The organism is Dokdonia sp. LLG6352-1 (assembly GCF_045055815.1).
Lineage (GTDB): Bacteria > Bacteroidota > Bacteroidia > Flavobacteriales > Flavobacteriaceae > Dokdonia > Dokdonia donghaensis.
This window is the reverse complement of sequence record NZ_CP159329.1, coordinates 2,621,013-2,634,662: the sequence shown is the minus strand read 5'-3', so window position 1 is coordinate 2,634,662 and position 13,650 is coordinate 2,621,013. Positions and strand designations below refer to the sequence as shown.

Sequence of the window (13,650 nt, the reverse complement as noted above, 5' to 3'; positions counted from 1 at the left end):
GTAAAAATAGTACTATTCATTAAAGAACCAATACCTTTGCAGCTTCAAAATATAGTATGAAATTACACAGAAATCTAGTCTTTGCAGCAGTAGATGCATTGGGAATGATATTTAATGATGGAGAGCAAGCAGATAAAGTTCTGCGCAAGGTTCTCAAATTTGACAAACGATGGGGCTCGAGAGATCGTAGCTTTATAGCAGAGACGGTCTATGACATTGTAAGATGGAAACGTCTTTACTCTGAGATTGCGGAGGTAAAAGCACCATATAGTAGACCTAATTTATTTAGGTTATTTGCAGTGTGGGCTACACTACGTGGTATCGAGGTGCCAGATTGGAAACAAATGGAGCCTATCCCTACACGCCGTATTAAAGGACGTTTTGATGAATTATCAAAAATTAGAAAGTACAAGGAGTCTATTCCAGACTGGATGGACGAGATGGGAGAAAAAGCACTTGGAAAGAAATGGGGAGCAGAGCTAGCAGCACTTAACACGCAAGCTCAGGTTGTATTACGAGCAAATTCTCTCAAAGCTACTGTAAAAGAAGTACGTAATACTCTTGCAGACCAAGATATTGATACAAAAATTCTAGATACTCATCCAGATGCACTCGAACTAGTAGAGCGCAAAAATGTATTTACTTCTGAAGCGTTTAAAAATGGATTTTTTGAGGTACAAGATGCATCTTCTCAAAAAGTTGCTCGTATGCTAGAGGTAGAACCGGGTATGCGTGTGGTAGATGCTTGTGCAGGAGCTGGTGGTAAGACACTTCATCTAGCTGCTCTTATGGAAAACAAAGGGCAAATAATAGCAATGGATATTTATGCCGGAAAGCTTAGAGAGCTCAAAAGAAGATCTAAGCGTGCAGGAGCACATAATATCGAGACAAGAGAAATTACCTCTACTAAAGTATTTAAAAAACTATACAGCTCTGCAGATCGTGTTCTGATTGATGCTCCTTGTACAGGTCTAGGTACAATAAAACGTAACCCGGATTTAAAATGGAAATTACAACCAGAGTTTGTAGATAAGGTGGTACAGCGTCAAGCAGACATACTTCAAAACTACAGCAAGATTGTAAAAGATGGTGGTAAGATGGTGTATGCTACCTGTTCTATTTTACCCAGAGAAAATCAAGAACAAGTACAAGCATTTTTGGCTACAGAACAGGGCCAGAAATTTCAATTAGAAAAAGAAGAAACAGTAAGCCCAGCAAAATCTGGATATGATGGATTTTATATGGCTTTGCTTTCGCGAAAGCAATAAAAGAAGACTATGAAAAGATATTTCTCACTTTTATTTTTACTCCTCCCCTTTATAAGTATTGCTCAACAATCGTATTATGATGATACGGCTGTATATCTTACGGGTACAGAATTGTTGCAAGAGCTGCGCTTAAAACTTTCTGTTTATAATGAAAATTACACTTACGGAGATTTTAGAGATACTACTAAAATTACAGATGTCAACCCTGAGGATGACTCTGAGGTTTTACTTATTTATGGTTTCAATGATAACGATGGTAACTGTACCACAGATATTACAAGATCAAATAATGAATTTGGTGGAGATAACTGTGAGTATAATAGAGAGCATACCTTCCCACGTAGCTTAGCAAACCCTCCTATGGGTTCGGCTAGTAATAGTAGTAATGGTATCGTAGCAGATCCCCATAACTTACGACCTAGTGATGTACAACGCAATGGTAACAGAGGCTCAAAAAAGTTTAACGATGGCACAGGAAACTCTGGTGATGTAGGTTCTGGAGACTGGTACCCAGGTGATGAATGGAAAGGGGATGTTGCACGAGCGATGATGTATATGTATGTGCGCTACGGTGAGCAATGCCTGCCTTCACTTGTAGGACAAGGCCCATTACAGGGTGATACACAAATGTTACAGCTATTTTTAGAATGGAATGTAGAAGATCCAGTATCTGAAGTAGAGATGCAACGTAACGACCCTCTAGAGGCGGAATATGGTAATAGAAACCCTTTTATAGACAACCCTATACTGGCTACAAATATTTGGGGAGGCGAACCTGCTGAGGATTTTTGGGGAGAGCTCTCTGCTCCATCTTCTGAGTTTATAGAGACTAGCGTTTTTCCTAACCCAGCAAATACGGTGGTTCAAGTTGAAAGCAATCAAGATATTACTTCTTTAAAAATATATAACTTATTAGGACAAGTTTTATATAATGAGACTACCTCTAACCATAAAAGATATAAAACACTAGACGTTTCAAATCTTTCATCTGGTATGTATATATTACAAATTAATGATGCTTCAAAGAGACTAGTCATAAAGTAGCTTACATAACTAGATGTAGTTATTTAAAAAACAAAAAGGGATAGACCACGAGGTCTATCCCTTTTTGTTTAAGCTGAAAATTGATTTTACTCAACTAGAATTTTAGCTGTTTTTACAAAGTTACCTCTTAAGTCATTTACCTTAATAACATAAATCCCTGAAGAAAGACTTGATAAGTCAAGGTTGACACGATATCCGTTTGCATCCTTTGCAATAGGTTTATACTTTAATTGTTGCCCTAAAATATTTGACAGTCCGACGTAAACTCGACCATCAAAATTTGTAGTAAGCATCACATCAAAATTATTATTTTCAAGTTTAGTTACCGTGAGATCAGAAAAGTCTACACTTAGATCGTCTACAGTAAGTGTAGATTCCACAGTAGTTGTAGCCGCATTATTAGTACTATTAGAGTCAGATGCAAGTAATGTTCTTGCTTCGATGTCATAGGTTGTGATTTCGCTTAAATCTGCTTGCTGAGAAAATGTATAAGAAATAGATGACCCAGGACCTATTGCAGTATCAATAGTTTCTACAACTGGAGTACCTCCATTAATAGTATACTGTACATCAAAATCAATTTGCTCTAAAGAACCAAAATTTGACATCTCGATGGTAACATCTTGATTACCTAGCTCAACACCAGACTCTGGTGCTGTGATAGCAACTACACCGATATCTGCTGTTTGAAGTTGATCTGTGATTACCACCGTATAATCTTGTACTTCTCCAAATGAAAAATCACTACAAGGATTATTTATATCACCATTTGCAGATGTATCAATTGCTTTTGCACGAAGTCTGTGAGAACCTAGAGCCGCTCCTTCAGGAATAGTAAGCGTAAAGTCCTCTAGTACATTTGATGATTGAAAAAATTCACCAGCTATAAGCTGTTCTTCTGGTTCAAAACCTCCATTGTCATTAAAATCAATCCATACAGAAAGTGCTTCAACACCGGCTCCGCCTCCCCAGTTTTGTCTTGCTCTTAATGTATATACATTTGACCCTGCAAGATTACTTAATTCTGTACTAAGGTCTGTTCTATCTGCATATCCAGCTGGGCTGCCGTCTGGCTCAGTATTACAACCATCAGCCCCATCATCTGCACTTATAGTATTAAGAATAAACTGTTTAATACCGTCAACATTACAACCACTTAATGCAGTAGGTAGGCAAACTTGATTCTCAATAGTCGTAGAAAAGGCATCATTTGCTTCTACTTGATCACCTGTTAAAGCAGTTTCAATCACAAAATCATAAGAACCTATGCTAGAAAGATCTGCAGTGGTAGCAAACGAGAATGAGGCTGTGCTAGCTGCAGCTAGAGTCTCAGTATAAGTCTCTACAATAGGAGTGCTTCCATTTATTGAGTATTGTACGGGGAATCCTGTTTGATCTTGAGAACCAAAGTTTGTAATATCTACAGTTATAGTTTCAACATCTGTTAATCCCGATGCATCTACTGGGGCTACTAGAGCTGTGACCCCTACATCTGCCATAAAGAGGTGCATTACTTCTTTAATCGCAGAGTCGTTAACAGCAGCCTGATCTCCAGATAAGCCCGTTGTAGCTTCAAGCATATAAGTCTGTCCTTCTGTAGACATATCTGCTGTAGCAGTAAATGTGTAATTTATAACAGTACCCGGTTCAATAGGCCCAGCGATAACTTCATTTGCAATCTCTACACCGTCTAAGGTTAAGGTGACAGGAATATCACTCTGAGCTACCGTTCCAAAGTTACGTACGGTAACTTCTACAGTTTCTGCATTGGTAAGGGCTCCATCTTCAGGAGTTACTATAGAAAGAACACCTAGATCTGTTTCAAAACCAGCAGAAAGATTAAAAGACGCGATGCGTGTATTCCAAAAATTGTCAGCAGAGAAATATTCTGATGTATGCCAAAATGTAAAATTATCTGGATCCATAGTAAGTTGAGAATAATCTCCAAAGCGATTTGTATTAGACTGTACTCCTCCACCTTCTACTATGATTTGCTCAGCTGCCGTCATTTCTCCAGGTGCATCACCGTCAAAACGTCCAGTATAACTAATACCTACTTCTAGATCTGGACCACCTACATTAAAAGCAAGACCTATGTTACCTTGTGCATCCATTGCACCACTTCCCATAAATCTACTATTACCATCATCTGGTGCATAAGTTCCTTCTTGGAATATTGACCAAGGCTCTGTGTCGCTATTACGCAATTCTATCCAGCGTATTCCAGAAGTCGTATTATCACTATTTACATCAACATTAAAAGTGATGAGCCAAGAGTTGTGATCTTCAAAAGTTCTATAATTTGCTGCATATGAAATAATACCACTTAGCATATCAATTTTATTCGTAGTTCCTGGTTGATTAAGTTCTCCCGCTCCAAAAGGTGCAATAAAAGAATCAAAAGGTGCTGTTGGTATTTCTAATGGTGCAGATACCGTTGAGTTTGCTGAGTTATCGAAGTCTATATCTAGTTCCCATACTTTAAGGTGGTCAAAAGCAGCACCCCAACCATCATCTTGTAAATAAACAATGTAACCTGGGACATCACCCTGAGGAAATGAAAATCCTGTTAAGTTCGCTGGTTCTGGGCTAAATACTGTATTAGGATTTGCAATAACACCAGGTAAATTGAAACCTTGTATTGCTGGGTTTGCTTCACCAGCAAGTAATGCATCACGATCTAATGCATATGTGGTTGCACCACTCTTATTTGATGTAAGGTAATATGCATCTGGCCAGATTGCATAGTGTGGATAATCTGGAAATGAATCTAGTGGATATTCATATAAAAAATAAGCGCCAGTTGGATCTGGAGTTTCAGATATACCTATAATTAATGCATTATTTGAAGTTTGAAATTGACTCACAAACCATCTATCTGCAAGGTGATCATACATTATAATAGGATCTCCATTATTATCACCGTTTCCTAAAAACTCTCCTAATGATGTGGGCCCCGCGAGTAGGTTACCTGTTTTATCATATATTTTGATGACAAGGTTAACACCTTGTACATAGTGATTAGGTCCTACAGCGCCAGATGGATCTGGTGGTGTAGCTTGACCTTCAGATGCATTTGCTCCATCAAAGTTCACTATGGGCGCATAGCTCATATTTTCTCCCATCGTACGCTGCCCTACTGGATCTCCATTAAGTGGTAACGCATTTTCTGATGCGCCGGGTGACACACCAAAATTATTTTCTACAATATTGAGTTCAGAAAATCCATAACTTGGACTTGAAGAAAGAGTGGGGAAATCTCGTAGGGGTTCAGTTTTACCTAAATAAGTTCCAGTGCCTACAGTAGAAACAGGTTGTGCTTCTTGTGCAAATACCGACATACTCATTACTAGTAAAGAAATTGCAAGTAATTTTCTTATCATTTTTGTGTTGTTTATAGTTGTATATCAGAAAGATACAACATAATAATAATTTATTCACAGTTGTGGTTAACAACTCACTTAATAAACATTTCAATCTCCTTAATTCCTACCTTTAACATAAATAAATATTGAGTAATTTTACTTTTTCAAAAACACACAACAAAACCACTCGGATGATCCACTTTTTTGGTAACCCTCAGAGCACTGTGTATGCGGTGCAAACTACACAAGACTTTACACAAGAAGATATTGCTAAGCTTGTATGGCTTTTTGGCAACTCCCCACAAATTGAAGCGTCTACTATTGACGCTTTTTTTATTGGCCCTCGTGCAGCTATGATTACTCCGTGGAGTACAAATGCGGTTGAGATTACTCAAAATATGGGTATTACGGGTATTGTGAGAATAGAAGAGTTCGCTTTCGCGAAAGCGGAAACAACTTTTGACCCAATGATATCTCAACAGTTTGAATCATTAGACCAAACTATTTTTGATATTGATGTTACACCAGAAGAAATTCTTCCTATAATAGACATTGCAGCATATAATGAAAAAGAAGGGTTATCGCTTAGTGATGAGGAAGTGACATATCTAGAAGGCGTAGCAGCCAAAATAGGAAGACCGCTCACAGACTCTGAAGTTTTTGGTTTTAGCCAAGTAAATTCTGAGCACTGTCGTCACAAAATTTTTAATGGAACGTTTGTGATAGACGGAGAAGAAATGCCATCTTCACTATTTAAGCTTATTAAAAAGACCTCTGCCGAAAATCCGAATACGATTGTCTCTGCTTATAAAGATAATGTTGCCTTTATAGAAGGACCTAAGGCTACTCAGTTTGCCCCAAATACGGCAGACAAACCAGATTACTATACAGAAAAAGAGTTTGAATCTGTGATTTCTATTAAAGCTGAGACTCACAACTTCCCAACTACAGTTGAGCCGTTTAATGGTGCAGCTACAGGTTCTGGTGGTGAGATAAGAGATAGACTAGCAGGTGGTAAAGGATCTTTACCGCTAGCAGGTACTGCTGTGTATATGACGCCGTACTCAAGGCTAGAGCAAGACCGCTTGTGGGAACAGGGTATGCAAGAAAGAAAGTGGCTTTATCAAAACCCAATAGACCTTCTTATAAAAGCATCAAATGGAGCTTCAGATTTTGGAAATAAATTTGGACAACCACTTATAGCCGGTTCAGTGCTCACTTTTGAGCATCAAGAAGATGGGCAACGTCTAGGTTATGACAAAGTAATTATGCAAGCCGGAGGTATAGGCTACGGAAAGAAAGAACAAGCACTAAAAGATACACCTCAAGATGGTGACAAAATTGTAATACTAGGTGGTGAGAATTATAGAATAGGTATGGGTGGTGCTGCAGTATCAAGTGCAGATACAGGAGCTCTAGACTCTGGTATTGAACTTAATGCCGTACAACGTTCTAATCCTGAAATGCAAAAGCGTGCTGCAAATGCTGTACGTGGTATGGTGGAGAGTGATGTAAATCCTATTGTATCTATTCACGATCACGGTGCTGGAGGACACTTAAACTGCCTGTCAGAACTTGTAGAAGATACTGGTGGACTTATAGATTTAGACAAACTTCCTGTAGGTGACCCTACCCTATCTGAAAAAGAGATTATAGGTAACGAGTCTCAAGAGCGTATGGGACTAGTTATAGGAAAGGAAGACATTGATACACTACAACGCATAGCAGATCGTGAGAGATCGCCTATGTATGAAGTAGGAGATGTCACGACAGATCATAGATTTACGTTTAAGAGTGCTACCACAGGAAAAAGTCCTATGGATTTGCACCTAGATGATATGTTTGGTAGTTCGCCTAAAACAGTAATGACAGATTTTACGGTAGCACGTAATTATAAAGAGCCTACTTATGAGTTAGGTAAGATACACGACTATTTAGAGCAGGTCTTGCAGCTAGAAGCAGTAGCTTGTAAAGACTGGCTTACTAACAAAGTAGATCGCTGTGTAGGTGGTAGAGTTGCAAAGCAACAATGTGTAGGACCATTACAACTTCCTTTAAATAATGTAGGTGTAATGGCTATGGATTTTAAGAGTACAGAAGGTATTGCAACCTCTATAGGTCATTCACCTGTTTCTGGACTTATAAACCCAGTAGCTGGTAGTAAAAACAGTATCGCAGAGTCACTTACTAATATTGTTTGGGCACCACTTACAGATGGATTAAAGTCTGTGAGTCTATCTGCAAACTGGATGTGGCCTTGTAAAAATGAAGGTGAAGATGCTAGACTTTACAAAGCTGTAGAAGCTATATCTGAGATGGCTATTAACCTAGGTATAAACGTACCTACAGGTAAAGACAGTCTCTCTATGAAGCAAAAATATCCAGATGGAGATGTGATTGCTCCAGGTACCGTTGTGATAAGTGCAGCAGGTAGCTGTAATAATATAAATCAAGTAGTAGAGCCAGTGCTTCAAAAGGATGGTGGGGCCATTTATTACATTAATATGTCTGGTGATAGTCATAAACTAGGTGGTTCTAGTTTTGCACAAGTATGCCATAGCATAGGTAATGAAGCTCCTACTGTTGTAAGTGATGATAACTTCAAAACAGCTTTTAACACATTACAGGAGTTAATAAAAGAAAATAAAATACAAGCAGGGCACGATGTAGCTAGTGGTGGTCTTATAACTACACTACTTGAACTTTGCTTTGCAGATACAAATCTTGGTGCAAGTCTTGATCTCACAGAAATAGGGGAACAAGATCTCATAAAATTACTCTTCTCAGAAAATGCTGGTGTTGTCTTTCAGGCAGATGCTGGTGTAGAAGATATTCTTACAGCAAATAATGTAGCCTTCTTTAAAATAGGAAATGTAACGGATACCGCAGAGCTTGTAATTAAAAGCAATGGTGTCGAGATGGGTCTTAACGTGAGTTCACTACGTGATACTTGGTTTAAAACTTCATTCTTACTAGATAATAAGCAAACCGCAAATGGACTTGCTCAAGATCGTTTTGACAACTATAAAAATCAAGCGCTAGATTATACATTTCCTGCACACTTTACAGGTAAAAAACCAGTACTTGACACCAGTAAACCTAGACCTAAAGCCGCTATACTAAGAGAGAAAGGAAGTAACTCTGAGCGTGAGATGGCAAATGCAATGTACCTAGCTGGTTTTGATGTTAAGGATGTGCATATGACAGACTTAATAGAAGGACGTGAGACGCTAGAAGACATCCAGTTTTTAGGAGCTGTAGGTGGTTTTTCAAATAGTGATGTGCTTGGATCTGCAAAGGGTTGGGCAGGTGCTATAAAATATAATGAGAAGGCAAATAAGGCCATAAAGAACTTCTTTGCTCGTGAGGATACGCTCTCTGTAGGTATTTGTAATGGTTGCCAGTTGTTTTTAGAACTTGACCTTATCAATCCTGATCACAAAGAACTTGCAAAGATGTCTCATAATGATAGTCACAAACACGAGAGCAATTTTACCTCTGTAAAAATTGAAAAAAACAATAGTGTAATGTTATCTTCACTAGAAGGTAGTACGCTAGGTGTATGGATATCACACGGAGAAGGTAAATTTAATTTACCTATGGGCAAAGATGCTTATGATATTGTAGCAACCTACGGTTATGAAGGGTACCCTGCAAATCCTAATGGATCTGACTTTAATACAGCAATGATTTGTGACACCACAGGGCGTCACCTTGCAACTATGCCGCATATAGAACGTTCTACCTTCCCTTGGAACTGGGCACACTACCCTGCTCAACATACAGACGAGGTAAGCCCTTGGCTAGAGGCTTTTGTAAATGCAAGACTTTGGGTAGAGAAGAATAAATAAGAAAGCAACATCGCATATGTATACACTCCCACGGTCTTTTAAAGATAGTGGGAGTTTTTATTTTGCTTTCGCGAAAGCGTATATTTACTCAAACCGCCACACTCTATAATCCTGGAAAATCAAAATATCATAGCGCAAATTTTTAAGAACGTAGATCTTGATAGTATAGCCCTAAACCTTATAAATCAAGGAATGGAGCGCATTGAAGTAAAAAAAGGAGAAATTCTTATAGATGTAAACCAGGTTGTAATAGATCAATACTATGTGCATAGTGGCTGTCTACGCTCCTATTTTACAGATACTGTGGGTAAGGAACATACACTTATGTTTGCCATAAATGACTGGTGGATAAGTGACTATACAGCATACTTTACAAAGGCACCGGCCATTGTCACTATAGAGTGTCTTCAAGATGCGGTTATTTATAAATTACCTAAGGAAAAATTAGATAATCTCTACAAGAACATCCCATCGCTAGAATCCTTTTTTAGAAAGAAAATGGAAGGAGCTTTTGCTAGTTTTCAGAAGCGTATTCTGGGTAATATCTCCTTATCTGCCAGGGAACGTTACCACAGTTTTATTACCACCTACCCTACTATAGAAAAAACAGTAAAGAACTACCATATAGCATCTTACTTAGGCATAACTACCGAAAGCTTAAGCCGCATACGCAAGGAAATTGCCAAAGGATAGTTAAAAACCCCTTTTATTATCATAAATCAATTTTTTGAAGAATTGAGCCCTGTATTTTTGTATTAAGAAATTGATACAAATGAAAAAAACGCTCACAGCGATTGTATTACTTGCGGTTGCATTGTCTTGTAAACAAGCAAATGAAACCGAAGTAACTACTTTAACTAATGTAGAATCAAAAAAAGAAAATACTATGAAAAAGGTACTATTTGTTTTAACAAGTCACGAAGACTTAGGAGACACAGGAGAAAAAACAGGATTTTGGGTAGAGGAGTTTGCCGCTCCATATTACTTACTTAAAGATAAGGGTGTAGACATCACACTTGCTTCGCCTAAAGGTGGACAACCACCTATAGACCCAAAAAGTAATACAGAAGACGCACAAACACCTGCAACCAAAAGATACTTTGCAGATCAAGAAACGCAAGATAAACTTGCCGCTACTATTAAGCTAGAGACGGTTAGTCAAGAAGATTATGACGCGGTATTTTACCCAGGGGGTCACGGGCCATTATGGGACCTTGCAGAAGATAAAAATTCAATTGCTCTTATAGAGAGTTTCTATGCTCATAATAAGCCAGTAGCTGCTGTATGTCACGCACCAGCTATCTTCAAGAACACAAAAAATGAAGATGGTACACCACTAGTAAGCGGTAAACGTGTTACAGGTTTTACAAATTCTGAAGAAGATGCTGTACAGCTTACAGATGTAGTACCATTCTTAGTAGAAGATATGCTTAAGGCAAATGGTGCAAACTATGAGAAGGTTGCAGACTGGGGTGAGTTTGCTGTAGAAGATGGACTTCTTATCACAGGTCAAAACCCAGCATCATCTGAGTTAGTGGCAGAAAAATTATTACATAAATTATCCCTATAATTCCCTCTAAAATAGCGGATAACCTTAAGCCCAAGCTTTTTAAGCTTGGGCTTTTATAATATACCCTCTCAAGTAGGAAATTCAAGTCTTTAAGTGTTATATCTTTATAAGCGCTACCGCTTTAAATAAACCTTGATGAAAAAATTACTCAGCATACTTTGTATATTATGTATTTACGCTTTCGCGAAAGCGCAACAAAACCCAATAATATATCACAAGGCTAAGATTTCATTTTCTGGAAATCAAACTCTCACTCAACTTAAAAGCCTTGATATTGCTTCAGATCACGGTATACATAAGGAGGGTACATATATAATCTCAGACTTCTCTACCGATGAAATTTCCATTGCAAGACAAAATGGATATTATGTAGAAATCATTATGAATGATGTAGCCGCCCATTATAGGTCTCAAAATGAGCATATGAGATCACAATCACAGAACACAAACTGTACGACAAGTAATAACAACTACCCTACTCCAGAAAATTTTAATCAAGGTTCTATGGGAGGATATCTTACTTATCAAGAATTTTTAGACGAGGTAGACGCTATGGCAGCTCTTTATCCTAATCTTATAACTACTAAGGCACAAATAAGTGATTTTCTTACTGAAGGTCAGCCGGATACATCTGTAACACCATCTATAGGCTCTAACCCTATTTACTGGCTTAAAATAAGTGATAATCCTAGTGTAGATGAGACTGAGCCAGAGGTTTTATATACAGCTATACATCACGCTAGAGAGCCCATGTCACTTATGCAGCTTGTTTATTATATGTGGTATTTACTAGAAAATTATGAAAGTGATCTTGAGGTACAATCTATAGTTAATAATACAGAACTATATTTTATACCCGTTATTAATCCAGACGGTTACCTATATAACCAAGTTACAGACCCAAACGGCGGCGGACTATGGCGTAAAAATAGAAAGAATGGTAACGGTGTAGATAACAATAGAAATTATGACTACCACATTAATGGCGATCCTAATAATGGCTCGTGGGGAGGCGCTGGCTCCTCTAGTAACCCTAACTCTAACACTTATCACGGTACAGGTCCATTTTCTGAGATAGAAAACAAAGCTATAAAATGGTTTGTAGAGCAACACAACTTTGTGCTGGCACTTAATAATCATACCTTTGGTGAGTTGTTGTATTATCCATTTGGCTATGCAGATGTAGCAACTGCAGATGATGGATTGTATCAAGGTATCGGTGCAGAATTAACTTCTCTAAACGGTTATACTCCTATACGAGATAACCCCTTTGCAGGTGAGAGTGATGATTTTATGTACGGTACTGTGGGTACACACGATAAGATTTTTGCCTTTACACCAGAGATAGGGACTTCTTTCTGGCCACCAGCAAGTGATATTATAACTACCTCTCAGGCTATGATGTTTATGAACCTTACGGCTGCACAGATGGCTACAAATTATGGTGCTCTCGTAGAAACTACAAATACACTCGTAGGAGAGAGTACAAACCTCTCAACTTCATTTAATTTAAAGCGTCTAGGAGTTGATAGTACAGGTGATTTTACTATTAGTTTCAATCCAGTTTCAAGTAGTATCATAAGTAATGGTGATGCCGAAAATTTTACAAATGTTGCGCCTCTAGAAACAGTTTCAGGAACCATAAACTATACGTTAACCGAAGATGTAGTTGCTGGTGACCAAATTGAGTTTGATTTAGTTATTAATAATGGATTTTATGACAATGCTATACGTATTACTAAAATATATGGAGCAATAAATGATGTGTTTATAGATGAAGCTAACGATTTAAGTAATTATGAAAATACAGCTTGGGGAGTTACAAATACTACGTTCGTCTCTCCTTCATCTTCTATTACAGACTCACCTTCTGGTAATTATTCAAATAATCAAAATAGTGTAATATCGTTGTCTAACCCTATAGACCTATCTTCAGGTACAGCTGCAATGGTATCATTTTATGCCAGATGGGATATAGAAAGCACCTGGGACTATGTGCAGTTTGAAATATCTACAGATAATGGTAGCACTTGGGAGCCTCAATGTGGTAATTACACGAGTGCTGGCACAAATGCACAACCTATAGGAGAACCTCTTTATGATGGCGTACAAGATGAGTGGGTTTATGAAGAGATAGACCTGAGTGAATATATTGGAGAGGTTATAATGGCTCGCTTTACACTGGTTTCTGATGGTGGTGTTACAAGAGATGGTTTTTATTTTGATGATCTTACATTTTCACTAGTAACAGATGAGTCGCTTCAGGTAGATGAGATTGATTTAAAAGCCGCATTTAAGTTATTCCCTAACCCTGTTAAAGACATACTAACGGTACGTACTACGCTACCATCTTATAGTTCTATTGTATACAATGTATTAGGACAGGAAGTGTTAAAACCAACAAAACAACAAGGAAATGCTTTTATAGATTACAGTAGCCTTACCCCTGGAATTTACTTTTTAGAGTTTAAAACTCTTGAAAATAGTGCAATTTTTAAAATAGTCAAGAATTAAGTCTAAAACGCATCTTAAAGAAAATCAATACAATATCT

The 13,650-nt window shown here is 37.9% G+C and carries 7 protein-coding genes; 6 read left to right on the top strand and 1 reads right to left on the bottom strand.

The features are described 5' to 3' along the window. The first annotated feature begins 56 nt into the window (after positions 1 to 56). Both ABVM49_RS11765 and ABVM49_RS11760 read left to right on the top strand, forming a co-directional pair. On the top strand, positions 57 to 1,268 hold the full coding sequence (locus ABVM49_RS11765; RefSeq protein ID WP_405202082.1) for an RsmB/NOP family class I SAM-dependent RNA methyltransferase: 1,212 nt from the start codon (positions 57 to 59) through the stop codon (positions 1,266 to 1,268). Between the two features lie 9 nt (positions 1,269 to 1,277). Beyond that, a complete protein-coding gene (locus tag ABVM49_RS11760; protein WP_405202081.1) occupies positions 1,278 to 2,312 on the top strand; it encodes an endonuclease in 1,035 nt (344 codons plus the stop codon). An 86-nt stretch (positions 2,313 to 2,398) separates the two neighbouring features. Here the strand turns inward: ABVM49_RS11760 and ABVM49_RS11755 are convergent, their stop codons facing one another. Next, positions 2,399 to 5,695, bottom strand: a complete 3,297-nt coding sequence (locus ABVM49_RS11755; protein WP_405202080.1) for a GEVED domain-containing protein — start codon at positions 5,693 to 5,695, stop codon at positions 2,399 to 2,401. Between the two features lie 173 nt (positions 5,696 to 5,868). Between ABVM49_RS11755 and purL the strand changes: the two genes are divergently transcribed. From purL to ABVM49_RS11735, 4 genes are all read left to right on the top strand, one after another. Continuing rightward, positions 5,869 to 9,528, top strand: a complete 3,660-nt coding sequence (purL, locus tag ABVM49_RS11750) for a phosphoribosylformylglycinamidine synthase (RefSeq protein ID WP_405202079.1) — start codon at positions 5,869 to 5,871, stop codon at positions 9,526 to 9,528. A gap of 192 nt (positions 9,529 to 9,720) precedes the next feature. Beyond that, positions 9,721 to 10,221 (top strand): Crp/Fnr family transcriptional regulator, encoded by a 501-nt coding sequence (locus tag ABVM49_RS11745; protein WP_405202078.1) that lies wholly within the window; start codon positions 9,721 to 9,723, stop codon positions 10,219 to 10,221. 79 nt (positions 10,222 to 10,300) lie between these two features. Further along, complete coding sequence (locus tag ABVM49_RS11740) at positions 10,301 to 11,098, top strand: type 1 glutamine amidotransferase domain-containing protein (protein WP_405202077.1); 798 nt, start codon at positions 10,301 to 10,303, stop codon at positions 11,096 to 11,098. A gap of 135 nt (positions 11,099 to 11,233) precedes the next feature. After that, on the top strand, positions 11,234 to 13,612 hold the full coding sequence (locus ABVM49_RS11735; RefSeq protein ID WP_405202076.1) for a M14 family zinc carboxypeptidase: 2,379 nt from the start codon (positions 11,234 to 11,236) through the stop codon (positions 13,610 to 13,612). Positions 13,613 to 13,650 lie beyond the last annotated feature (38 nt).